18 protein-coding genes are annotated in these 25815 nt (G+C 48.8%); 7 read left to right on the forward strand and 11 right to left on the reverse strand.

Translation table 11 applies throughout. The features are described 5' to 3' along the window. Window positions 1-14: 14 nt before the first annotated feature. On the reverse strand, window positions 15-2027 hold the full coding sequence (locus F569_RS0105680; protein ID WP_026941416.1) for a TonB-dependent receptor: 2013 nt from the start codon (window positions 2025-2027) through the stop codon (window positions 15-17). A gap of 78 nt (window positions 2028-2105) precedes the next feature. Between F569_RS0105680 and F569_RS0105685 the strand changes: the two genes are divergently transcribed. Beyond that, on the forward strand, window positions 2106-4025 hold the full coding sequence (locus F569_RS0105685) for a beta-galactosidase (protein WP_026941417.1): 1920 nt from the start codon (window positions 2106-2108) through the stop codon (window positions 4023-4025). Here F569_RS0105685 and F569_RS18805 read toward each other — a convergent pair. Together F569_RS18805 and F569_RS0105695 are read right to left on the reverse strand one after the other, a co-directional pair. Next, window positions 4022-4579, reverse strand: coding sequence for a TetR/AcrR family transcriptional regulator (locus tag F569_RS18805; protein WP_084168810.1), 558 nt, complete (start codon window positions 4577-4579; stop codon window positions 4022-4024). The two genes, F569_RS0105685 and F569_RS18805, sit on opposite strands and share 4 nt — an antisense overlap. 107 nt (window positions 4580-4686) lie before the next feature. After that, a complete protein-coding gene (locus tag F569_RS0105695; protein WP_026941418.1) occupies window positions 4687-8178 on the reverse strand; it encodes a mechanosensitive ion channel domain-containing protein in 3492 nt (1163 codons plus the stop codon). Window positions 8179-8254: 76 nt separating this feature from the next. Here F569_RS0105695 and rfbC point away from each other — a divergent pair, with 76 nt between their 5' ends. From rfbC to F569_RS0105715, 4 genes are read left to right on the forward strand one after another with little or no spacing between them, the layout of a single operon-like run. Continuing rightward, a complete protein-coding gene (gene rfbC, locus F569_RS0105700; RefSeq protein ID WP_026941419.1) occupies window positions 8255-8806 on the forward strand; it encodes a dTDP-4-dehydrorhamnose 3,5-epimerase in 552 nt (183 codons plus the stop codon). Next, a complete protein-coding gene (rfbB, locus tag F569_RS0105705; RefSeq protein ID WP_026941420.1) occupies window positions 8803-9822 on the forward strand; it encodes a dTDP-glucose 4,6-dehydratase in 1020 nt (339 codons plus the stop codon). Before rfbC ends, rfbB begins: the two co-directional genes overlap by 4 nt. Beyond that, on the forward strand, window positions 9819-10676 hold the full coding sequence (gene rfbD / locus F569_RS16690; protein WP_034387250.1) for a dTDP-4-dehydrorhamnose reductase: 858 nt from the start codon (window positions 9819-9821) through the stop codon (window positions 10674-10676). The genes rfbB and rfbD overlap by 4 nt, the downstream gene beginning before the upstream one ends. 14 nt (window positions 10677-10690) lie before the next feature. After that, window positions 10691-11632 carry an ABC transporter ATP-binding protein gene (locus F569_RS0105715; protein WP_026941421.1) on the forward strand — a complete coding sequence of 314 codons (942 nt, stop codon included), beginning with the start codon at window positions 10691-10693 and terminating at the stop codon, window positions 11630-11632. A gap of 3 nt (window positions 11633-11635) precedes the next feature. Here the strand turns inward: F569_RS0105715 and pstB are convergent, their stop codons facing one another. The 5 genes from pstB to F569_RS0105740 all read right to left on the reverse strand — a co-directional run bounded on the left by pstB (window position 11636) and on the right by F569_RS0105740 (window position 16950). Beyond that, window positions 11636-12406 (reverse strand): phosphate ABC transporter ATP-binding protein PstB, encoded by a 771-nt coding sequence (pstB, locus tag F569_RS0105720; RefSeq protein WP_026941422.1) that lies wholly within the window; start codon window positions 12404-12406, stop codon window positions 11636-11638. 23 nt (window positions 12407-12429) lie between these two features. Then, window positions 12430-13719 carry a phosphate ABC transporter permease PstA gene (gene pstA / locus F569_RS0105725; RefSeq protein WP_026941423.1) on the reverse strand — a complete coding sequence of 430 codons (1290 nt, stop codon included), beginning with the start codon at window positions 13717-13719 and terminating at the stop codon, window positions 12430-12432. Then, window positions 13720-14964 carry a phosphate ABC transporter permease subunit PstC gene (pstC, locus tag F569_RS0105730; RefSeq protein ID WP_026941424.1) on the reverse strand — a complete coding sequence of 415 codons (1245 nt, stop codon included), beginning with the start codon at window positions 14962-14964 and terminating at the stop codon, window positions 13720-13722. A 132-nt stretch (window positions 14965-15096) separates the two neighbouring features. Continuing rightward, window positions 15097-16194, reverse strand: a complete 1098-nt coding sequence (locus tag F569_RS0105735; RefSeq protein ID WP_026941425.1) for a substrate-binding domain-containing protein — start codon at window positions 16192-16194, stop codon at window positions 15097-15099. 27 nt (window positions 16195-16221) lie between these two features. Beyond that, a complete protein-coding gene (locus F569_RS0105740) occupies window positions 16222-16950 on the reverse strand; it encodes a porin (RefSeq protein WP_026941426.1) in 729 nt (242 codons plus the stop codon). A gap of 191 nt (window positions 16951-17141) precedes the next feature. Between F569_RS0105740 and F569_RS0105745 the strand changes: the two genes are divergently transcribed. After that, complete coding sequence (locus F569_RS0105745) at window positions 17142-18530, forward strand: MATE family efflux transporter (RefSeq protein ID WP_026941427.1); 1389 nt, start codon at window positions 17142-17144, stop codon at window positions 18528-18530. Here the strand turns inward: F569_RS0105745 and F569_RS0105750 are convergent. Next, window positions 18527-18856, reverse strand: a complete 330-nt coding sequence (locus tag F569_RS0105750; protein ID WP_034387255.1) for a DUF1491 family protein — start codon at window positions 18854-18856, stop codon at window positions 18527-18529. The two genes, F569_RS0105745 and F569_RS0105750, sit on opposite strands and share 4 nt — an antisense overlap. Window positions 18857-18965: 109 nt before the next feature. Here F569_RS0105750 and F569_RS0105755 point away from each other — a divergent pair, with 109 nt between their 5' ends. Next, window positions 18966-21479, forward strand: a complete 2514-nt coding sequence (locus tag F569_RS0105755) for a cellulose biosynthesis cyclic di-GMP-binding regulatory protein BcsB (RefSeq protein ID WP_026941429.1) — start codon at window positions 18966-18968, stop codon at window positions 21477-21479. Window positions 21480-21908: 429 nt separating this feature from the next. On the opposite strand, the gene F569_RS18810 is transcribed toward F569_RS0105755, so the two are convergent. Continuing rightward, on the reverse strand, window positions 21909-23537 hold the full coding sequence (locus F569_RS18810; protein WP_051279373.1) for a sensor histidine kinase: 1629 nt from the start codon (window positions 23535-23537) through the stop codon (window positions 21909-21911). Window positions 23538-23706: 169 nt separating this feature from the next. Beyond that, complete coding sequence (locus tag F569_RS0105770; protein WP_026941431.1) at window positions 23707-25797, reverse strand: M13 family metallopeptidase; 2091 nt, start codon at window positions 25795-25797, stop codon at window positions 23707-23709. Window positions 25798-25815 lie beyond the last annotated feature (18 nt).

Below are 25815 nucleotides of genomic sequence, written 5' to 3' on the forward strand. Positions count from 1 at the left end.
GCGTCGATAAGCGTTTAAAACTCTGACGACAAGCCGAAAAACATGGTCCTTGGACGACCTGGAAAATAACGCTCATTCCCAAAGGCGAAATCCGCGCGATCCGCGTATCGCATGTCAAAAAGATTATCGACGCGTCCAAAAAACGTGATGGCGTCGCTCACATCATAGCGGCCTCTGAGCACGAAGATATCATGCCCTGGATATTTCTCTGTATTGCCAGGATTGGTGAAATAGCTCCCGACATGGCGCCATTCGATTTCTGCTTCAAGCTTATCTATTGGGCGCGCGGTTGCCCGTATGTGAGCCAGTGTATCCGGCGCTGTATCCACCCGATCCCCCGCCGTAATATTATTCGCGGCTGAGCCCACTGTTTCCGTGAAATTATATGTGTGCTTAGCGAGCGTACCATCGCCCGAGACGGAGAGCCAATCGGTGATATCTCCCGTAAAACTTAGCTCAACCCCGTTATGGCGCGTCTTGCCATTGACGACATTAAAGCCATTGGCATTGCGGAAAAAGAAATTGTCTTTCCACATGGTGAAGGCTGCAAGCTCAACATCGAAATTTCTGAAGCCTCCCTTAAAACCCGCTTCCAGACTGTCCAGAGTTTCGACATCGGCTTCACCCGCGACTTGAGTTAATTGCACCGAATATAAGTCCGTGACTTGCGGAGCGCGGGACCCTCTGGCGGCGCGGGCATAGATCATATTTCCGTTATCCAAATAATATCGCAAAGAGGCTTTGGGCGTGATTGTCAGGAAATCATCGCTACGATCAGCGACACGAATGAAGCGGCCCGAGCGGCCATCACTGGCGTTGTTGTCGTAATTATAATCCGTATATTCCGCGCGAGCGCCAATATCGAGGATCACATTATCAGCGAGACGAATATCTTTCTGCGCATAGATTGCCCCGACAAAACTCTCAACCTCATAATCATAATGCAGACCTTGGACGAAAGAAAAGCGGCTTGGGTTCTCCTGAAACTCGTAAAGGAAGCCCTTGGTATATTCTGCGTCTGCACCGATATTGAAGCTGTCATCATAATAGGCACTTTGCAGACCGACAGAGCTATGCCCATTTTTCTCGAGCGCTTGCCCGGGTACAAAGTGGCGTAGGAAGCGTAATTCCGCGCGGCGAGCATAGGGCGTTAGCGCGAGTGTTTTCCCATCGTCCAAATCCCGCTCAAACCGGACTTGGGTGCGATAACTTTTACCATCTCGGAAAGCTTCGGGATTGGGGTTGGTGAAACGAATGTTATCATCACGGAAAGCGTCATCGCCTTGGATAAAGCCAGCAGTCTCTTGATTAAGGTTGTTCAAAGAGGAGAGCCACTCCACAGACCAAGGCCCGAAGTCATTTTGATATTTGAGCTGAAATTTTTGTTGATCAAAGCCGCTATCCTCGCGGAAACCATTATCGGAGACGAGAGACAGAGAGGCTCTAATATTGCTCTGAGTCATTGCGGCTTGAGCAGATAAGAGGCCGTCATTGCTTCCCATCACCTTCACACGGTTTACGCTATTCACATCAGCCGATTGCACATTGATGAGACCATGGACAGCATTGGAGCCATAAAAGGCTGGCCCTGGGCCTTTGAAAATTTCTAGCTTATTTGCAAACTCTGTCCCTGCTTCAAATAATCCATTTACATTGGCAAAACCTGCTGCGCGTAAAGGCACGCCATCTTCGAGATAAAGGAATGAGCCTGCCCCCGCTCCGCCCGTCAAAACAGGGGAACGAATAGCGGTCAGATGTTCTTGTCCGCTTCCGCGGTGAATGTTGAGACCTGCGACACGGTTTAAAGCTTCAGCAGGATGGACTAGCGAGATGGTCTCCAAAGACTCACGATCAACAATGTCAATGGCACCCGCTATGTCTTGCTCGTCCTTTTGGCTATCATAAATACCTTCAACGAAAACTTCATTTAAACGTATATCTGCCGAGCCGATAATCCATTCATCCCCAGCGTCCTGCCCCCAGGCAGACACGGCAAATAATAACGGTATTAGAGCAAGATATTTCATCCTAGCGCTATGCCCGAAAATGCCGCCTACTCAAACAAAAAGATTGACGCAGAGGCCCATCGCTTTGAAAAGCGCGATATGAAATTAGGTACTTGCTATTATCCCGAACATTGGCCCCAAGAGATGTGGGAAGGCGATGCGGCGCGCATGGTCGAGATGGGTATCACCCATGTGCGTATCGGCGAATTTGCGTGGTCGCGCATAGAGCCATCGCGCGATAATTTTAAGTGGGATTGGCTTGATAAAGCCATAGATGTCCTAGCCTCCGCAGGGCTTCAAATTACTATGTCCACACCAACCGCCACGCCGCCCAAATGGTTAGTAGATGAAACTCCTGACATGCTCGCTTATACTGCAGACGGGCAACCCCGACGCTTTGGCTCACGCCGCCATTACTGTTTTTCGTCACAGACCTACCGCGCAGAGAGCCGCCGTATTACTGAGGCCGTTTTAAAACGCTATGTGGCCAATCCCGCCATTACATCTTGGCAGACCGATAATGAGTATGGCTGCCACGACACAGTTGAGAGCTATTCGCCTTGGGCTGAAAAAGCGTTTCAAAAATGGCTGGAGGCGAAATATAAAACTATAGGCGTTTTAAATGCCGCTTGGGGCACTGTGTTTTGGTCGCAAGAGTATCAAGATTTTGGCCAAATCCAATTCACCGACCGCACGGTCACTGAAGCCAATCCTGCGCATCGTCTCGACTTTCAACGCTTCAGCTCTGACCAAGTCATCAGCTTTAACAAAGAACAGACTGATATTATCCGCGAACACACCAAAGCTGATATTACACATAATGTCATGGGACATTTCACAGCTTTCGATCATTACAAACTGGGCGCGGATTTAGATATCACGACATGGGATAGTTACCCCCTAGGTTTCATGGACCAAGAATGGTGGACGGACGCGCAAAAACTCCGATGGATGCGCAGCGGTCATCCCGACTTTGCCGCCTTTCACCACGATCTTTACCGCGCCTGTTCCAAGGGCCGTTGGGGCGTGATGGAACAACAACCTGGTCCTGTGAATTGGGCGCCTAATAACCCTGCCCCGCGAGACGGCATGGTCGGGTTGTGGGCCTTGGAAGCAGCGGCGCATGGCGCAGAATATTGTTCTTATTTTCGCTGGCGGCAGGCTCCTTTCGCACAGGAACAAAACCATGCGGGTCTTTATGATTCCAATAATCATCTCGCCCAAGGTGGAGTCGAGGCCAAAGCCGCGCATGAGGTTTTGGAAAAGCTCGGTGAGCTTAAACCCCACCGCGCCGAAGTCGCGCTCATATTTGATTATGAAGCCAAATGGATGTTTGACATTCAGCCCCAAGGTACGGGTTGGCATTATGAAAAAATCTGTTTTGAGTTTTATACAACGCTTCGCCGCATGGGGCTGTCTGTTGATATTATTAGTCCCCATCAAGAGCTGACAGGCTATAATTTGGCCATCGCGCCCAGCCTTCCCGTGATGCCAATCACCCTGCTAAGCCGCGCAAAACAAGCCGGGACAAAATTATTCTTCGGCCCCCGCAGCGGAACAAAAACAGCGGATTATCAAATCCCTGAGCAAAGCCCATTATCCGCCATTCATCACAGGCGTTCAGAGTCCCTAAGAGAGGGTTCGCTATTGGAAATAGAGATGGATGAGCAATTCTACCGCAGTAAAATTTGGCGTGATTTCATTGATGAGTCTGAAAATGTTAAAGCCCGTTTTGAAGACGGATTGCCTGCTTTTGTTGAAACAGAAGATTATGATTATTTAGCCACTTGGCCCGAGCCAAAGTGGTTACGCGCATTGTTACGGCAGGTTTTAAACCAACAAAATATCGAGACGTTTTGGCTTCCCAAAGACCTAAGATTACGCCGCACAGACTCTGCCGTCTTTGCGTTCAATTACGGCGCCAATGATATTGATCTCTCGCGCTTTGCAAAAAGCGTTGACTTCATCCATGGCGACCACATCTTAGCTCCCGCACGCACAGCAATCTGGAAAGCCTAACTCATGGCTTTTATTGTTCTCACGACGAAACGTTGAAGGACATCTTCGGGCGTATTGTCGAGCTTCATGCGCGCATAGCTATAGGCCGCGGCCAAGATAATCCGCGATTCTGAAAGGTCATTTTCCGCCGCATGAAGGCTTTTTTGAACGCCAGACAATATCCAATCTTGAAATTTTAAATATTGCGGCCTTACGCTTTGCCCGAAAGAGGAGGACCAATTTAAAACAACTTTTAAGATATCTGGGTGGTCTTCGACAAAATCTATATAGGTTGATGCCAGATCTTTAAGCGGGTCTTTGGGATATGATTTAGAGTAAGTATCTACAGGAAAAACATCTGCAAATGTATCGTAAATAGATTGAAAGACTGTTTCCGTCAGGGCTTCACGCGTTCCGAAATAGTTAAACACCGTTGCCGTTGAAACCCCTGCCAACTTGGCGATGTCACCATGCCCCGCGCGCTCGACACCTAGTTCCCCGTAACACCTCATAGCGGCAGAAATCAGCTGCTTACGGCGGGCCTCCGGCGGCATACGTCTCTGTAAAGATTGCATTTTTCCCCAATTCTTCGACAACTATATATGTAACGCATTACAAGAACAAACTGTTCCAAAGAAAATGACAGTTAGCTCAATAAATGCACATGATTGGGAGACTGAGCTTAGCTTTGAGGCTTTTTACGCGGCTTGGAAGGGCTCGGAGAAGCCGAATTGATATCCAGGGGCATATTCTGGCTAACAATATTCAAATCACGCTGCGGGAACGGAATCGAAATGCCCGCCGCATCAAGAACTTTATTGATATCGGTATGAACCATATGCCGAACTGAAACACGGTCTTCGAAATGTCGCAAAAAGACGCGAAGCTCAAAATCAAGAGAACTATCACCAAACCCTACGAATAAGACTTGTGGTGCAGGAGTTTCCAGAACTTTGTTATTCTTTTTGAGCGCTTCTAACATAAGCTCTCGCGCTCTATCTGTATCAGAGCCATAAGCAATACCGACATAGACAGTCACTCGTGTAACGGAATTGGACAATGTCCAGTTCGTCACGCGCTCACTGATAAGCGCCTCATTAGGGATTAGGATCTCGCGATTTTCAAGATCAGCCAAAGTCGTCGCGCGAATTTGAATCCGCGAAACTGTGCCGCTTTGCTCACCAATAGTCACATAATCTCCAATACGGACCGGGCGTTCAAATAGGATGATGAGACCGGAGACAAAGTTCGCGATAATTTTTTGTAGGCCCAGACCAATACCAACCGATAGGCCCGTTACGATCCATCGCAATTGCGACCATTGCAAACCTAATTTATCAAAGCCAATAACAACGCCAACGGCTATTATAATATAGCCCAGTATTGTGGTAATGGCATAGCGCGAGCCTGCTTCTATACCCGCTCTGTTAAGTACAAAAATTTCCAAAAAGCCCGGCAGGTTTTTCGCGGCTATGAAGGTAAGTCCCAAAATCACAAAGAATTGAATAAGATTCCAAAGCGTGATTGGAACAGCAACATCTTTCATCACGCCTGTATCATCTAAAACTTGTCCTGCGTAAGAGCCGATCTTAACTTCATTGAATATAGACAATGCCGGCAGAAGGTCAGACCAGATCACCCACATCAGGGCCGCAAAAACCAAGACGACAACTGTATTGAGTAATTGAGAGGATTGGCGGCTAATCGCTTTAATATCAATTTCGCTCGTATCGACAGGTGGCGGCGGCGCCACCTCTTCCCCGCGTTCTTCTGCCTCTAATTTTTCTGCGCGCGCCTTGGCGGCGGCATCACGCTTTTCTATGGCCTGACGGAAGGCCAATTGTCTCTGCGCGACCAGAACCGTCCGTTTAATAAGGCCTTGCACAACATAAGTGAGCAGGAAAAGCCAAGCCGAGAAAAACAGCCGTCCCAAAAGCTGACTGGCCGTGTCATAATATCCATAAAGGGCCAAGCCACCGGCCATCATCGGGAGTGCGACGACAATAAATGTCAGTGGGTTTCTATGTTTTCTAAAGAAACTGTCTTCCGAAAATTGAGATGACAGAACATCACGGCGGTTCCACAGTACTTTAAAACCAAAGTAAGATAACGCTATAGCGGTAACGACAAATGCAAATACGCTGAACCCCTCATAAACATCGGGGTCAGTACTTGAGCTCGTCAAAATAATCAGACCCGTAAATAACCCAGCCAGAGGAATAAACCATCTGAATTCCTTATTGACGCTTTTCCGAAACCCGGCTGGCAGCTTATAATGCGCCGCAAATAAAGATTTATCACGGTCCCAGGCCCGCCAAGTCAGTAAAAACAATGAAAACAAAGACACATATAAAAACGTGTTCGCAAGCCCTGCTATAAAGGGCTCAGGAGACGAACTTGATTCAAAAATCAACCAAAGCATCATGAACAATAATGGGAAAGGCAATGCTATGACAATGCAGGATAAGATTACAGAGGGCGTATGCCAGTAGTTATCTTTTTGTACCCGGCCGACTTTTTGGGCGCGGTCCAAAATATCCTCCCAAAGGCTTTTCCTAACATATATGCAGGAAAAAATGGCTAGAAAGAACATAAAGGCTAAGAACCCATATCTTTGGAGCTGAGACATAAAGACATCAAATGTCAGCGCGATGTTTCGAGGTGAAAAGACGGTGAAAACGCCTTTGCCCACCTTAGCCGGCCACTCAAAATCTATTGCCGGCACACTGGGCACCCAGAGTAATTTTTCATCGAGCATAACTTCAAGTTTATTAGAACTTTCGAGTAAGGCCTCCTGCTGTTGAGCTAAATTTGCAATCTCGGATCTGCGGGATGAAGCCGCGGTGATGACGCGCTGTAAAAGCTCGCGGCGCTCGATTTTTAAATTTTGTAGAGCTTCTTTTTCTGCGGCTGTGAAATCTTCAAGGTCAGGCCTCAAGATACGCGCATCTGTTAAAAGAGCCTCCGTATCAACACGCCCAAATGGAATTTCTCTTAAGCTTTCTTGCGCGATCAAGCCCTCTTGCGTAACGTCAACACGTAAATCCCGAGTCTTTCTGATATTCGCTTTGAGAACATTTGCGGGCGTTAATTGATTGGACAGCCGTCTTAATGTGGCTCCGGCACGCCTGTCCAAATCTCCATTGTCAATCAGCTCTTCGGCGACGCGCAGATCACTCTCAACAATATCTAGCCTTGAACGGGTCGCCGCTGTGCGTTTCGAAATATCTGCCGCGCCGGAAGCTAGCTGAACAATCTCTTCCGTAAGTTGAATATTCCGCTCGGCTAGCTCAACAACAACGGGATGCATGTCCGCATAAGCGCCCAAGCGCATTCGAGCATCTTCCTCTAACTGAGCCGCTTCATTAAGGCGCCTTTGTCCTGTTTTCTCAGACAAATATTGCACTTCGGAAGTCAGTTTTTGAAGATTAAGGTCGGCCAAAGTGCTTCGCAAGGAGACGATTTCCTGGCGCTTGGACAGACCTGCAATCTCTTGCTCCAAAGCGGAGATTTGAGTGCGGCGAAAATATCTACGGGCCTGAAGACTTTTACGGTTCGCACGCGCAACGACGTCTAAATCACCCTCACCCAAAGCATTAAGGGTCGTGGTGATTTCCCCAATCTTAGAGCGGGCTTCATTCAACTCTTTCGGCGCCGAGAGCTGCCGCGCGGCGAGGTTTTGAAGTCCGGTTTCATACCCTTCAAGCTCTGAGCGCAACGCTCTTAAATCAGTTTCCTTTGCAATTAAATCCTGTTCAAGCTTCAGAAGCGTTTCTTCCCGCATAGGCTCAGGGATTTTTTCCGGCTCACGCGTAAGCACCTGCTGAATTTCTGCAACCGAGTTCCGAAGTTCCATCACTGTTTCAGGTGAGTTCTCCAATTCGGTTTGAAATCGAGCACGGTTCTCAAGATTTTTAGCTGCGCTTGATAAAGATGTAATAGCCGTTTCAAGGTAAGACTTAACTTGATCTTGTTGCTCCTCCGTGAGCTGGTCAACATTCGCAATTGCCTCTATTTCCGCTTCCAGACTACTGGTCGTAAAATCCGGAGCCTCGGTGAGTTGCGCTTCATTAGTTTGCCCATATGCCAGCGGCGTCATGAAAAATAATGTCAGCGCCGCAATTATGAACGCCGAATATGGGAATAGTCTTTTCATAGCCTTTTGATATGACATAAGCCGCTCAATGTCTGCATGAATTTTACGCAAGGGACAGCTTGCACATATCTTTGTTTACGGTCAAAAGCAGAGTATGAAAATCGAGACTTTTTCAATTCAAGGACCTGTGCTTTTCACACCCGAAAAACATGGAGATAGCCGCGGTTTTTTTGCGGAAACCTTCAAGGCAAATATCTTTGAGGAGGTAACAGGAGCCAAGGCTGAATTTGTTCAGGATAACTTGTCTGTTTCCGACCAGATTGGAACGTTACGCGGTCTGCACTACCAAGCCCCTCCTCATGCCCAAGGTAAATTAGTCTCTTGCCAAGGCGGGAGAATTATGGACGTCATTGTAGATGCCCGAAAAAGCTCCCCAACATATGGTCAGCACCTCTCCGTAGACTTATCCGATACGACACGCGCGCAGCTCTGGGTCCCCCCCAGTTTTCTACATGGCTATGTTACCCGTTCAGCACATTGCGAAGTCATGTATAAAGTAACGAACTATTACGCCCCTCAAAGTGAAGGGTCTGTGATATGGAATGACCCCCAACTGGGGATTGATTGGGGACTTGATGCGCCCGTTATTTCCAAGCGCGATCAATCCGGCGAAGCTTTTGCCGCTTTTGAAAGCCCTTTCTCATGACACTAATTGTGACAGGTGGCTGCGGCTTTATCGGGTCGGAACTTATCCGCCAAGCCATCGCACAAGGCCGTGACGTCGTTAATATTGACGCTCTGACCTATGCTGCAAACGCGGCAAACCTAGCGGCCATTGAGAACAGCCCACATTACACCTTTAAACATCTGGACATCAGAGACGGTACAGCGCTTAAGAATGTCTTCGAGACATTCAAGCCAGACGCCGTCATCCATATGGCCGCCGAATCCCATGTAGACCGTTCTATAGAGGGCGCAGCCGACTTTATCAGCACCAATATAAACGGCACATTTAATATGCTTGAGGCGGCGCGAGATCATGGTGTGAAATTTTTACATGTCTCAACCGATGAGGTTTATGGCGACCTTTCAGCCTCAGATCCAGCCTTTACAGAGACAACGCCTTACGCGCCAAGCTCGCCCTATTCCGCCAGTAAAGCCGCCAGTGATCATTTGGTTCGCGCTTGGGGCCGCACTTACGGCTTGCCAGTATTGATCACAAATTGCTCTAACAATTACGGGCCGTTTCAATTCCCGGAAAAGCTCATTCCGGTTATTATATTATCCTGCCTCGCAGAACAGCCTATCCCCGTTTACGGCAAGGGCGAAAATATCCGCGACTGGCTCTATGTCGGAGATCACGCCAAAGCTCTTTTCGCTGTTTTGGATAAAGGTGGGCTTGGCGAGACCTATAATATTGGTGGGAATAATGAACGGCGTAACATCGATATAGTACATACAATCTGTGCAATTATGGATGCTGAGCGGCCTCGTCGCTCAGGGCAATATTCTGATCTCATTTCATTTGTTACAGACAGACCCGGCCATGATAGGCGTTATGCGGTTAATGCCTCTAAGATAAAAAGCGAATTGGGGTGGGAACCAACAATATCCGCGGATGAAGGCTTTGCCGCAACTGTTCGCTGGTACCTCGAGAACCGCAATTGGTGGGAGCCGCTACTTAAGCGCAGCGGCGTCGGAGAGCGCCTGGGCCTCATATGAGTATATTGATCTTTGGCAAAAATGGGCAACTGGCCCGCGCGTTAAAACGGTCACTCACCGCACGCGGCCAGGTACATAGCTGTCACGGTAAAGACGAATTCAATCTTCTTACGGAGACTCGTAACATAGCTGGATTTATCCGTCATCACGCGCCCAAGGCCGTTATAAATGCCAGTGGATTTACAAATGTAGATGGCGCGGAACAGCGAGAGGCAGATGCCAACCGGCTCAACGCCAAAGCACCGGGCATGATGGCGCTTGCTTGCAAGGCGGCCAATATACCTTTCATACATGTCTCCACAGATTATGTATTCGATGGAGCAAAATCAGGCCTTTACGATCCTGCGGATAAACGCGCACCGCTGAATGCCTATGGCCGGAGTAAGGCTGCAGGAGAACGCGCCGTCATAGCTGCGGATGGCAGAAGTGTGATATTGCGAACGAGCTGGGTCTATGACGCGGAAGGTAAAAACTTTTTTACAACCATGCTGCATCTCGCCAAAACCGAGACACAGCTAAACCTCGTCAGTACGCAATTTGGCCGCCCAACCTATGCCGGGCATTTGGCCGAAGCCTGCCTCGCAGCGCTGGAGGGCATTCCGTCCAAGCCCATGATTCACCATGTCAGCAATAGCGGCCCCGTTATTAGCTGGGCTGACTTCGCCGAAGCCATCTTTAAACGCGCCAAGATAGTCCCAGACATAGAGCGCGTGGGCGAAGCGCATTTTCCCCGGCCCGCCAAACGTCCCGTAAATTCTGCATTAGATATTTCCGCCTTTGAGCGGGATTTCAATTACCTTTTGGAACCATGGCAAACGGGCCTCGAATTAGCTTTCCAAGATATGGAAAGATAAGCTAAGGACGGCTTATGACACACGCCCCCGCCATTGAAATTAAAAACCTTACAAAGACCTATGCCAAGAGCAAAAAAGCGCCTGCAAAACATGCGCTCAAAGGTGTGGATTTGACTATTCCGCGCGGATCTATTTTCGGGCTTCTCGGACCGAATGGTGCAGGAAAATCCACACTGATCAATATTCTTGCCGGCTTGGTGAATAAAGGAGACGGTGAGGTGAAAATTTGCGGCTATGATGTTCAAAGCCAAACCCGCCAAGCCCGCGCCTCTATCGGTATCGTTCCCCAAGAAATTGCGATGGATGTCTTTTTCACGCCCTTTCAAGCGTTGGAACTGCAAGCGGGCTATTACGGCGTTCCCAAAGCCAAACGCCGCAGCGAAGAAATATTATCTGCGCTTGGCCTTTTGGATAAGCGCGATGCCTATGTGCGGCAGTTGTCGGGCGGCATGAAACGGCGCTTATTGATTGCCAAAGCTCTCGTCCATAATCCGCCTGTTCTTATTCTGGATGAGCCTACAGCGGGCGTTGATATTGAGCTGCGCCGACAACTTTGGGATTATGTCCAAGAGCTACATGCGCGCGGCACAACGATTATTTTGACAACGCATTATCTCGAAGAAGCAGAGTCGCTTTGCGATCAAATCGCGATCATGCATCACGGTGAAATCGTCGCTAATGAAAGCAAGACAAGCCTAATGTCGCGTCTTGATAAACGCACCTTGGTGATTACCCCGACAGAACCGATTAAGGCCCTTCCCCAAGAGCTGAGCGGTCTTGAAGCTAACATATCGGAGACTGGCCAAATCGCGATCACCTATCGTAGCGGCACAGATTCGATTTCAGGACTGTTGGCGCAAGTTAAATCTGCAGGATTATCTATTCTGGATTTGCGCACAGAGGAGCCGGATCTGGAAGATGTCTTCCTCTCCCTCACCTATGCGCAAGATGCTTAAACACTAACCAGTGCGGCCTGTAATATAGTCTTGGGTCCGGTTATTGCCAGGATTTGTGAAAATCTTATCCGTATTATCAAATTCGATTAAATCACCCATATAGAAAAAAGCTGTCTTATCAGACACACGCGCGGCCTGAGCCATGGAGTGGGTCACGATAATAATACAATAACGCTCTTTAAGCTCGTCAATCAGAGCTTCGAGCTTAGCAGTCGCAATCGGGTCAAGCGCCGAGGCCGGTTCGTCCATAAGAATAACTTCAGGATCAACCGCAATAGCCCGCGCGATGACCAAGCGTTGCTGCTGTCCGCCCGATAAGCCTGTGCCAGAGAGCTTGAGGCGGTCTTTGACCTCATCCCACAATCCTGCGCGGCGAAGGGATTTTTCAACCAAATTATCAAGCTCTGCCCTGGATGAGGTCATCCCATGAATACGCGGCCCGTAAGCCACATTATCATAGATAGACTTTGGAAAGGGGTTGGGCTTTTGGAACACCATCCCGACTTGTGCACGCAATAAAACAGGGTCTAAATTTTTATCGTAAATATCTTCGCCATCCATGAGAATTTTCCCGCTGACGCGGCATCCATCAATCGTGTCATTCATACGGTTAAAAGTGCGCAAGAAAGTAGATTTCCCGCAACCTGATGGCCCGATAAACGCCGTCACGCCGCGATCAGGAATATCAATATCAATACCATGCAGGGCTTCGAAATCACCATAATGAACACGCACATCGCGGCAGGTAAATTTGGTTTTAATTGTCTCAGTCATATCAAAATCTCTTCTGGCGCAGCTTAGCGTCTTTGTTCCAAGCGGTTGCGCAGCCATATGGCAAAGCCGTTCATCGTAATCAGAACAACAAGCAATACGATAATAGCGGCTGATGTCCGTTCTGCCCAAGCCCGTTCCGCACTGTCTGACCAGAGGAAGATTTGAACGGGAAGCGCCGTGGCCGGCTCTGTGATTGAGTTCGGCACCTCAGTCACAAAGGCGACCATACCAATCATCAACAGCGGCGCGGTTTCGCCCAAGGCTTGTGCCATACCAATAATTGAGCCCGTTAAAATGCCGGGTCCCGCGAGTGGAAGCTTTTGCTGGAACACCGCTTGAGTATGTGATGCGCCAAGACTGAGCGCGCCATCAACAATTGAGGGGCTAACGCCTTGTAAAGCTGACCGCGTTGCAATCGTAATGGTCGGAAAAACACGCAAAGCTAACACCATACCGCCCACTAAAGGAATTGAGCGCGGCATACCCATAAAATTCAAAAACACAGCCAGACCTAACAAACCGAAAACAATAGAGGGCACGGCCGCTAGATTATTGATGTTGATCTCAATGAAATCCGTAAATTTATTCTTCGGCGCAAATTCATCCAGATAAATCGCCGCGCCCACACCAATCGGGAACGCCAGAACAAAAGCGACGACTAAGATCATCACAGAGCCGATCACTGCACTCGCGATACCCGCGAGTTCAGGATCCCGGCTGTCAGGATTCATAAAGAGGATGCGGTTAAATTTCTTCTTAATGACGCCCCGCTCTTTAAGCGTGTCGGCCCAAGCAATTTGTTGGTCGGAGACCTTACGGCGGCTCTCATCTGTATCGCGTTTGATGTAGCCCTTGAGTAATTGGTCAATTTGGTCAGAAGCCGGAACTGTAACGTTAATGGTCTGCCCAATAAGCTCGGGGTTGTTATACACCATCTGCCGTAATTTATTCGTCGCGCCGGAGGCCGAAGTAAGACCAAATAATTCCTGTTTGGCTTTGCGGTCCGTAACCTCTGGAAAAAGCTCATACATGGTTGTTTGCACTATCCGGCGATAATTTGCGCCTCGCAGCTTTTCAGGATCGCGAGTGCCGTCAGGCGCAAGCACAGATTCGCTGAGCTCAAATTCAAGGGTCATAAAATTCTGCTGAAATGCCGTATAGCCGGTGCCAACGATACTGATTAAAAGCCATGCCAAGGCAGCAAGCGCAAAGCCAATTGCGGCGCGCCCCCAGATACGGAACCGCCATTCTTTGCCGCGGCGTTTCTTAAGGCGTTTCAGAGCGGCTTCGGAGGTAAAGCTTGTATCAGTCATTTAATATTTCGCCCTATAGCGCCGCACAACAGTCAGCGCGACAACATTTAAAATCAGCGTAATAACAAAAAGCACTAAGCCCAAAGCAAAGGCTACTAAGGTTTTGGCACTATCAAAGTCAGAGTCGCCCGTGAGCAAGGCTACGATTTGGACCGTTACAGTGGTCACAGCTTCAAACGGGTTAGCCGTCAGGTTAGCTGCTTTACCCGCCGCCATGTAGACAATCATGGTCTCGCCAATCGCGCGGGAGATAGCGAGCATAAAGGCTCCAATAATGCCCGGTAGCGCGGCGGTAAAGACGACCTGCTTCATCGTCTCTGACTCCGTTGCGCCCAAGGCATAAGATCCATCACGCAAGGTTTGCGGCACGGAATTGATGACGTCACTGGACAGAGAAGACACAAAGGGAATAATCATAACGCCCATCACCACACCCGCCGCAATCGCACTTTGGGTAGGAACAGAAAATCCGAGGGTCTCAGCAAAACTTCGCACAAAGGGCGCAAATGTCAGCAGAGCAAAGAAACCGTAAACGACTGTTGGAACACCCGCAAGAATTTCAATGGCAGGCTTCACCCATTTACGCACCCCTGCAGAGGCATATTCAGTTAGGTATATGGCGATCATCAATCCGACAGGTCCTGCAATCGCCATCGCGACAAGCATAATCAAAAATGTACCCGCAAAGACCGGAATAGCTCCAAAGGAGCCGCTTTGCCCGACTTGGTCAGCCCGCATCGCTGTTTGCGGAGACCATTGAAGCCCGAAAAGGAAATCCATGAAAGGCACTTCGCGGAAGAAACGTAAGCTTTCAAACAAGAGCGAGGCAATGATGCCGAGTGTGGTCAGAACAGCAATGACGGATAAGCAAATCAGCAATCCGTGAATGAACCGCTCAACATAGGTTCGGGCTCTGAATGTGCCGCTGACTTTGCGGCCTGTAATAATCGTAACCGCAAGTCCCGTAAGAATAATAGCCGCGAGCCAGAGCCCGTTAAACACCATGCCCTGACCGTTAATAACACGTCCGACTATAAAAACAGCGAGAGTTGAGAGAGCCACCAACCAAGCGGTAAAATAGCCATGATAGCTAGCTTGGGAGTGCCAGGCTAAAGGCGCCATTTTACCGCCGGCAGCAGCCCTTGCCGCGCGAAACTTACCCAAGGCCGAGCTGCGATTATAAACAAAACCGCCTATCGTCAGCACTGCAATAAGCAGCATCATATAGATTGAGATTTGACCCACCGAATCCGCCTATGTCCCTAATATTTTATCTGTCTCTAATACAGATTTGTGAAAGCTTTACGACATAGAAAAAGCGGCGTCCAGATAACCGTGGACGCCGCCTGTTGATTAAATTTTATGCCAATTTAGGGCTTACTGACTGTAAGGCGTCATGTTCTCGACAGTCGCGCGAACAGCGGCACGATCTGCATCAGGAAGTGGTACTAGACCGATTTCTTCAAGATATCCGCCCGGCCCAACAGCAGCGTCAGATGTGAACTCAAGCGCGAATTCCTGAAGGCCCGGCGTCATATCGACATGACTTTTCTTAATGTAGAAATATAGCGAGCGCGCAACATGGTAATCACCGGCAGCGATGTTCTCAAACTCAGGGGCTGTGCCGTCAATATTTGCCCCTTTAATCTTATCAGCATTTTGGTCGAGGAAAGAATATCCAAAGACACCTACAGCCGTTGGGGTATTTACCAATGTCTGCACGAGCGCATTGTCATTCTCGCCCGCATCAATCCATTTGCCATCTTCACGCAGCGTATGCGCATTATTAGCGAAGGCTTTTTTATCTGCTTTAAGAAGCTCAGCCATACAGGCAACGGATTTTGCACCGCCCTCCATCGCAATCTCGACAAAAGCGTCACGCGTTCCGGATGTCGGGGGCGGGCCGTAGGCCTCGATTTTAACACTTGGAAGCTCGGGGTTAATCTCAGACCACATAGTGTATGGGTTTTCCTGCATGGTGCAATCAGTGTCGGATGTTGGGATCTCTTTGGCGAAGGCCATGTAAACATCTTTGAGGCTCATATTCATGACGGCGGCATCAACAGCATTCGCTAGCACAATGCCGTCAAAGCCGATTTTTACCTCAACAACATCGCCGACATTGTTTTTCACGCAATTATCAAATTCAGACTTCTTCTGGCGACGCGATGAATTTGTAATATCAGGCGTTGTCGCATCTGCACCTGAGCAGAATAATTTGTGGCCACCGCCTGAACCTGTAGATTCAACAACTACATTGTAACCTGTTTTGTTTTTAAACTCTTGAGCCACTTTTGTTGAGAACGGATAGACAGTCGAAGACCCGACCACACGAATATCGCCGCCAGTCATTTTTTCCGCTGTTTCATTGACGGCTTCGCTTGTTTTCTCTTTAACAGCCGCCGTGTCGCCACCGCCGCAAGCCATAAGGAAAGCCGCACTGGCTGTTCCCAATATAAGTGTTTTCATAATCATAGCATTCACCTTTGATCGCATAAGTAATTAAAATTCAAATTGTGCGCGAGCAACAATGCCCTCGCCTTTATCGGCAGATCCATTTTCGGCATCTGCGTTGAAATAGTTAACGCCCAATCGGGTTTTACTCGTAGGCCACCAATCTGCTCCCAACGCAAATGTGTCAAGCTTGCCAGTATAAACAGCATCCTGAAGGTCAAGATTGTCATAATGCGCAATGAATGACAAAGCTCCTAAGCCTCCTTGACCAAATGGCTTGTCTACTTTCGGACGCGTAAACTTATTACCTTTATAGCCTTTTGTTTTGGCCACGACGCCAAGCCGGCGGGAAAACCCGAAAGCATCGGTAAAAGCTGCTCTTTCATAAGTGCCGCTATGCAGTGAGGACTCTTGCTCCAACATAGAAACGGTTGTGTTGTCTTGCCCAAAAATAAAAGCCCAGTTTCCAATACCGGGTTTAAACTGAACATAGGCATCTTCGAGAATGAGATTAAAACCATCAGATTCCGTATCTATTGTTGTCTCAACTTTATAAGACCATTTAGACCCTAGCTTTCCCGAGACCTTACCTCTCAACCGGCGGATTTCTTCATCCCGTATTTTGCTGTCAGGGCCACTAATATCGGCAAATGCATAATCGAGCATGTGACGCCCACCAAAATCTATCGTAAAATCTTGCGCATGACTAATTTCAGATGTTGCCAGCATTGCAGCCATAAGTGAAGCAGCCACGCTGCCTTTCAAAATATATGTCATCGTTCTAACGTCTTAACACGATGGGCCGTTTTCGGCCTTGGTTTTAACAACGTTTTCGAGCTCTCGACAGCCCTATGACAGAGTCGTTTGACAGTTTTTTACATTTTTTATGACAGCTTTGTGACACTGACACTTTGTTCTGCTTTTCGAATTGTCTTTATCTTTCAGGCTTTTCTCCTTAACAGGCGCAAATGTCTGAGACACTGACAGATCAAATGCCGCAAAAAGCGGATTTACCGCAAACATGGTGGGGCGAAATGCGCGCTCTATTATGGATTGGCATTCCCATGGCGGCTGCACAACTCGCCCAGTTTTTTGTCTTCACCATCGACATCTTAATGATTGGCCGTATTAGCCCCGAAGACTTAGCCGCTGCCGCCATCGGAACCGTGATATATTTTGCGCTTTGGATGATTGGCTCAGGCCCAGTTATGGCCGTCTCGCCATTGGTCTCGCAAGCCCTTGGCGCCGATCAAAATGACACCAGAGATGCCCGCCGCTCTGTGCGGATGACATTGTGGATTGTCTTTATGATGACGCCCTTCATTATTGGGCTTCTTACATTTACTGAACCTCTTGCGCTTGCTTTGGGCCAAGACCCTGAAGTCTCGAAAAAAGCTGGCGTCTATGTCTTGGCGTTAGGGCCGGGCTTGGCTTTTGCCATGGCGACAATGGCTTTGCGTAATTTCTTGGCGGCGCTTGAAAAGACAAAGATTCCCTTTGTGCTGGTCATGACGGTTACGGCCATGAATGCCTTGCTGAATTATATCTTTATTTTCGGGCACTTTGGCGCGCCGCGGCTTGAGCTTTTAGGCGCGGGCATCGCATCCTCTTTGTCCTATATTTTCGGCTTTTTACTTTTCGTACTCTATATTCGCTTAGACAAACGCGCGAATAGTTTTCAGATATTCAAGAATTTCTGGAAAGCTGATTGGACCCGATTCAAAGAGGTTATTATTTTGGGCGCGCCCATTAGCGTAACTACATGGTTTGAAGGCATGCTTTTCAATGCAGCCGTCTTAATTATGGGCGTCATTGGCGTCATGGAGCAAGCAGCCTACCAAATCGCGCTGAATGTGGCCGCTCTCGCCTTTATGTTGCCTTGGGGTATGTCAATGGCAGGGGCCGTGCGGATTGGACTCGCCAAGGGCGCAGGCGATAAACCCGCCACACGCCGCGCAGCTAGCACGACCCTCGTGGCCTCGGTTATCGCGATTATGGTTTTGGCTATTCCAGTTGGGTTCTTCCCCGAAGTCACAGCCTCGCTTTATCTTAATTTGGAAAAAGCTGAAAATGCTGAGGTGATTGCCCTCGTTATAGGCTTTTTACCCATCGCAACAGCGTTCATGTTTTTTGACGCGCTTCAAGTCGCGGCCAATCAACTTTTGCGGGGCCTTAAGGACGTTAATTGGCCAATGGTCTTTACAGGGATTAGCTATTGGCTCGTCGGCTTCCCCGTTGCCTATGTTCTGGCCCTCAAAACCGAGATTGGCGCCAATGGTGTCTGGTATGGCCTGATGGCAGGATTAATCACGGCCTCTATCCTGCTCGGCGCAAGATTATGGCGGCAATTGCGCTAAGCGTCGATAGGCTCCGTTAGGAAATGACGCCCTTTGCGATCTTCAATTTCAATGACCCAAATATCCGGATCATCATCAACGCGGTTATTGATATAAAGATCAATTTCGGCTTCATTTTCAGGACCCTTAGGCAGCCAAACCCGCTCGCCGGCCATATTACGAATGGGACGGTATAAAGCGGCTTGGCCATCTAATAACCTAACCTTCACAAGGCAGGCGCCGGCATCCTTGTCCCCTTGCCTGACAACGGCCGCAAAAGCCCCTGCCGTTTCGGCGCGGCGGATAAGAGCGGATGTCCAAAATCCGGCTTTTAGAGTTGGCGTCATAATTGCAGCATGTCCTTATAGGAGCCTATCTCAGTTCATTTAACATCAATGCCCTGTTTGGCACTTTTCTTGCTCCGCAAACCTTATGTTAAACATAAGGTCACGGACAATGTCCCACAATAATAAGAATTCCGCGCTGAAAGCGGTCATTTCAGCTCTGTTCTTAGGCGCTTTGGCTATACCTGTCACGGCAAATGCAGCCGTTCACACCCCGCAAGGCCGCAGCATTGTTTATAAAACTAGTCTCAGCAATGTTGACGGGCTTGAAGCCCGTATCTTGGATTGGCGTAATCCCAGTCTTGAATTCACCTTTGATGCCAGTGACACAGATTGGACGGATGGCGTTGAGCTACTGCTATCAGCAGATCCTATGGGTAAAGTCAGTCGGCGCACGCCTTTAATGGTACAATTTAACAATGGAAAACCGACGCCCGTTATTACGCGCGGCCAGGGTTTTGACGCGCGCATCAAGCTAGACCCTGCCCGCATTCGTCCGCGTAATAATAAAATCCGTTTTACCTATGATGTTCCGGCAGGCGAAGAATGCCTATTACCGCAACATGGCGGGTGGCGATTGGATTTCAAAAACAGCCTTGTCATTATCAAAGCCCGCGCCAAAGTGCGTAATTTTGATATCCGGGAAGTAGATGCACGATTGCGCAATCCTATGACAGCCCCTAAGTCAGTCCGCATTTTGGCAAGAGGTCAGGACACGTCCAAGTTACAGCTTCTCGCCGCTCAAGGTATCGGTCTTCGCATGACGGAGCTTCCCGAGTTTAAAACAAATTCAGGCGCAAGTTCATTTGACATCATTTTGGGCCGCCGCGATCAATTAAGCGGATGGGTTACTGATAAAAAAATCTTAAACGGAAGCGGCCCGCGCCTTCTCATTCATGAGGGCTATCCAATGAAAGTGGTCATAACAGGCGATACAAATACTGAGGTCATGAAGACGGCAAAAGCCTTTGCGACCTACCGCTTACCTAATGCTCACCGCGAAACCACCAGCTTAGGTGAGATGGCGATGCAGCCTTATCTGGATACCCCGAATCCGCGCGTAGATGGCACTGAAAAACTCTCAAATTTCAACGAAGGTTTTTTTGAAAATAGCTGGGGGCCAAGACCTCAAACACTAACCTTTGATGTTAGCGATCCTTCAGTCAGCTCTGGCGAACTTCTTCTTCGCTTGGCGAAGAATAAAGTTGTGTCTGAAAATTCTCGCCTATCAGTCTCGCTTAATGGAAATTCCTTGGGCTATGCGCCTCTCAATAAATCTCGCAAATCCGTTGCCTTTAAAATTCCCGAGGGTAGCCTGCAAGGCACCGGCAATCAGCTCTCATTGACGCCTGAATTGGCCGTTAAGCCTGGAGCTGCTTGTAATTTCACCCAAGATCTTCCGGGCTTTTATTTGGGCGATGGCTCTAAATTGTCCATTAACAAAACAGCGTCTTCACCTGTGGCTGAGCTAAGCAGCTTCATGGCAACAGGCGGGCCTTTTTCTATTGAAAAAGGCGCCAATACTGTCGTCATACTTCCTTCAAAATCATTACGGGATTATAATGCTTCTCTAAAGATAATGGCAAAAATTGCCCAATCCTCCGGTCATGGCTGGACTGAAGCTAATGTCCTTAGGGCCGCAAATTTAACGGCCATTGATAGTGATAAAAACGTTCTGATCGTCGGGCCCAACACAGCGTTGAACAGACGTATCAGAGATGCCGCGCCAAAGGGCCTTCAATCGGCGCTTAAAGGTCAGAGCCTCAGCGGAACAAGCCGCGTGGCCTCTATTGATCGGTTTGCGGCGAGCGATGTTGACGGCGCTTTAGAACTTTATGCACAGAGCCAAGCTGCCGCCAGCCGTATCCGTAATGGCGGTGTCGCCGCGCTTTATCCTTCGCCCCTTGGCACCGGTAGGGTTGTGGGCGTCATTACAAATGTCCCGGGACGATCTTTTTCAAATGTCGCCTCTCAATTGATACAGCCTACAGCCTGGAACAAGATGGAAGGCAGTGTTGCGCGTTGGGATAATAAAAAAGTCATCATGGCGCAAACTGCCATGTCTGTGCCGGGCTTCGTCTTACCAAAGACGAAAGGGACTAAAATCGGCGGATTTGAAGTCCCTAGTTTTGACTGGCCAACATTGGATAAGATTGACATAAGCGCGATAGGGGCCAAATTTAACGAGCTAAAATTCAGCGCAGCGTCTCTTTTGGGCGGGGCGAAAAAAGAGACGGTTTCAACTCAGCAAGTTGTCATAGCGCCTGAAATTTCCTCTAAGGCTAAAACTCCTGCAGTGCCGGAACTTCGCGGGTTTTCCGAAATTAAGCCAGCATCGAAACCCTCTGCGTTTAAGGCGTGGGCCGCAAATGCGAGCACGAATCTCAGTAAGGCTTGGACTAATCTGATATCCAAAGATGCCGAGCAATCCTCATATGCAAAAAGCGAAACTTGGGGCGAGAGTTTAAAGTCAAAGTTCGAAACATTCACAACCTCTGAAGCACAATCGCGCCATGAGGAAGAGCAGCTTAGCGCCCTCATCATCATGCTTATGGCCGCTGCTGCCTTTTTCTTCCTGCTTTTGGGATTGGCCAAGCCGAGCCGCGGCGCTAAGAGACGCAGATAAGTCTCTTTTTTATGTGTGCCGCTGTCAGGACGGCCCTTCACATTATCAATTCTTGTTTTGTGTGATGCAAAGCTCAAGGCTTTCAGAGCCTTAAGGTTTAATTTAAGAGATAAATCCTTACCCTCTTTCCCCCAAGCTATAGTGGGGCGTTCCCGCTTTTGGGCAGACAATCGCGTAGGTTTGTTAAGGCGGGACGGTGAGGTAGGGCGCGGCGGAGTTACGACCGCTGAGATGCCAACCTCTGCGACGTTCCTTTACGCGCAGATAAAATCACCGCTGCGGGAGTCGTTTCCTGTGTTTATAGTATTCCCAGGCGTGCCTCAGGCGCGGCTCCCGCAGAATGCCCTTTATCAAGGCTTTCATGCGTTTCGCGGCTTTCGTTTAAAAAAGCCGACTCGACCCGCAGGAGAGCTGTATCTAAAATCTTAATTAAGGGGCTGCACGCTCAACAGGCAGGAAGATATCAACGGTTGTTCCCTCACCTAATTGGCTGGCCACAGCGAAACGTCCGCCATGAAGTTCAGCTAGAGATTTTACAAGAGCAAAGCCTAAGCCTGTCCCGCGATCTTCAACCATAGCTGCGCTCGCGGCTTGCTGATAAGGCTGTCCCAAAGAGGCGACATCTTCTGCGCTCATACCCACGCCCTTATCCTGAACAGACAGGCTAAGCGTGTCGCCCGCAATTTTTGCCGCGACAATAACATGGCCGCCCTTATGCGAAAACTTAATGGCATTGGATAAAAGGTTCAGCAGAATTTGGCGCAATGCTTTGCGATCAGCTTCGAGCAAGAGAGGGTCATTATCATCAATCCCAACGCTTAACACGACCTCAGCTTGGTCTGCCGCGGGGCGGATCATTTTCACAGAAGAGCGTATAACATCCGCTGCATCAAAGTGATCATAATGCAGCTCATATTTACCAGCTTCGACTTTGGACAAGTCAAGCACATCACCAATCAAGTCGAGCATATGCTGACCGCTATCATGTATCAGATCGGCATATTCCGCATATTTTCCGGGCAGAGGCCCAAATAGACGCGATCGCATCATGTCTGAAAATCCAATAATTGCATTCAGAGGCGTACGTAGTTCATGACTGACACCGGCGAAAAATAATGTCATATCATCCTTATCCTGCTGCACCGAAGCATTTGATCTTAATATCGACTCGACGCGGTTTTCTTCTGAAGTTACGTCGCGCAAATGTAGGAGAACTTCGGATGGATTTATCGGAGTGGCCACAGCGTCCAGAAAGGAGAGTGTATCCGTGTCGAAACGGGTTTGAAGTCGCTTGTTTTGCGATCTTTGCGTTAAGCGGGCTTGCGCGATTAAGTCCTCAATATTTTTCTGCGTTTCAGAGTCATGAGACATTAAAGACCCCAAAGGCATTTGAGATAACCCTTGGGCAAATCCGAATAACTGGCTAGCTTGGATATTGGATGACACAAGACGGTTATGTCCATCAAAACGTAATGCGGCGCCGTCAATGGCATTCAGCAAAGCTTCTGATTCAACAGAGAGATGCGGGGGAAGAGCGGGAGTCTCGGCTATGCTCGCGTTTTTGCTTCGCGCGGCAGCAAACATTGTTGTTATCATCAGACCGATGGTTGCGATCAAGCCGGCCTGCTTACCCCATAAAGTTTGGGTCTCACTTGTTAGGCTTTCGGGAATATAACCTTGTTGTCCCGCATACCATAACAACGCCGCAAAGATGGCGGCCATCACCATCGCTTCGACGACTTTTTCTTTTTCAAACAAGGCTGCCGCAGCAGGCGCACAGAGAAATAATACGGCCATCGGAATATAGGCAATGGAAATACAGGCGACTATGGCAAGAGACAACCACGCAAAGATAACGATAAGCTGCGCCCATTCCCGGCGTAAAATCGGCGAAAACAGAAGGGATATTAAAGCCGGCACAGAAGCAATCGCGGCCATTGGCCAGATCGCATTTATATCAAGCCCCTTTAAATACGCGCCTAAAAAAGCAGCCGCCAAGGCCGCAAGCCAAACGAGGCTTGGCATAATCAGGCCATTATGGCGTGATGATACGGTCATCCTGTCTCCGTTTTTACAATTACTCCCCAATAAAGCTTCATTCGCAACGCAAAGCGAGGCTTTTCCCCTCAAAAACGCGTTTAAGGCGATAATACACCTCATGCTTATCCAAAGTTATTGGACGTACTCTCAAGAAAAAACCCCGCTGAAACAACGGGGTTTTCAGACTTTACCAGATTTTGACGCGTTTTTCAGGCGGCAAATAAAGCGCGTCACCAGGCTGAACATTAAAGGCGTCATACCAAGCATCAAAGTTTCGCACGATACCATTGGCTCTGAATTCACCCGGACTGTGCGGCCCGTTTTTAATCTGGGCCCGCATAGCTTCCTCGCGGAACTTACGCTGCCAGATTTGGCCATAAGCCAAGAAGAAACGCTGATCTCCGGTCATGCCGTCAATGACAGGCGCTTCTTGACCATTAAGCGAGCGCTTATAAGCTGCGTAGGCCATAGTGATACCCGTCAAATCACCGATATTCTCACCCATAGTCAGTTTACCATTCAGATTCTCTCCCGGCAGCGGCTCAAATTCGCTATACTGATCGCCCAAAGCTCCGGACAGCTCTTCAAAAGCTTTCCCATCTTCTTCGGTCCACCAGTCACGTTGTACACCGTTCCCGTCTGTCTTGCGGCCCTGATCATCAAACCCATGCCCCATTTCATGGCCAATTACCGCGCCGATACCGCCGTAATTCACAGCCGGGTCTGCGGCCGGGTCAAAGAATGGCGCTTGCAGGATAGCTGCAGGGAAGACAATCTCATTCAGAGATGCGCGGTAATAAGCGTTCACTGTTTGCGGGTTCATACCCCACTCACCCCGATCAATTGGACCGCCAAGCTTTCCAATATTATCGTTCCAGGACCAAATATTGGCGGATTTAATCGTTCCGATCAAATCATTGCGATCCACCTCAAGGGCAGAATAATCTGTCCATTCGTCCGGATAACCGATTTTCGGATTAAACTTCGCGAGCTTATCTTGAGCTTCTACTTTTGTCGCATCGTCCATCCATTCAAGATTATCGATACCGTCTTTAAAGGCTGCTCGCAGGTTCTCAATCAGCTTATCCATTTCTCGTTTCGCAACAAGCGGGAAGTGTTTCTCTACATAAACCTTACCAACCATTTCGCCCATCGTACCATCAATCTGACTTACAGCGCGCTTCCAGCGGTCTTGCTGAACCTCGGTACCGCGAAGGGCTTTCCCGTAAAACGCAAAGCGGGCTTCATCAATTTCGCTGGGAAGATAGGAGGCCATGCTTCCGACATAATGCGCTTTCATATAAGCTTTGATAACGTCCAAATCAGCGCGATCAAAAATACGAGCCAAGCCGCGAATGGCATCATTCTCGCGTACAACAAAATGCGTTTGATCGGACAAGCCCGAAGACGCCAGCATTTCAGTCCAAGGAAAGCCTTTTGCATAGCTCGTAAGACGCTCAAGACGCATTTTATTATAAGTCAGGCTACGATTACGACGTTTTGTATTTGTCCAATGCACACGTGCCATAGACGTTTCAAAAGCCATGACCTTACGGGCACTTCCAAGTGGGTTTTCATCCCCCGCGGCTTCGAGCATAGCCCGGAGATATTGGATATAGGCCGCGCGAAGCTCATCAGATTTCTCACCCTCATCCAGATAATAATCGCGATTAGGCATACCTAGCCCAGATTGAGTGATATAAAATATATAATTTTCAACATCTTTAACGTCGACATCGACCCAGCCTCCAACAGGAGCGCGGACACCCATCGACGGGTCGCCCATGATTGTGGCAGCTTCTTCTTTGGTTGTTACAGCGGCAATTTTTTCAAGATCAGCCGCGATCGGGGTTAAGCCCGCGGCATTAATCGCGTCCATATCCATAAAGGCGGCATAGAAGTCACCAATTTTCTGTTCCTCAGAACCAGGAGCGGCATCTTTTGCGGCGGCTTCTTCGATGATGACTTTGACGCGCTCATCTGACAAATCGCGCAGCGCTGTAAAGGCTCCATAAGAGGACTTATCGGCCGGGATTTCTGTTTTGTCTAACCAAGCGCCATTCACATATTTAAAGAAATTGTCTCCAGGCTTAACAGAGGTATCCATATATTCTGTGGCAACACCAAAAGTTCCCAAAACAGGTTGAGTTGATAAAGCTTCGGTTTTGACCGCCTCAGATTTTTCAGAGGACGATGTATCTGTTCCGTTATTATTACACGCGGCGAGGCTCAAGCTCAGCGCCAGCAGGCTTGGCGCGAGGATATTTTTAAGTGTCATGCTATGCATCCCTTTTAG

Source organism: Hellea balneolensis DSM 19091 (genome assembly GCF_000428525.1).
In the GTDB taxonomy this organism is placed as follows: domain Bacteria; phylum Pseudomonadota; class Alphaproteobacteria; order Caulobacterales; family Maricaulaceae; genus Hellea; species Hellea balneolensis.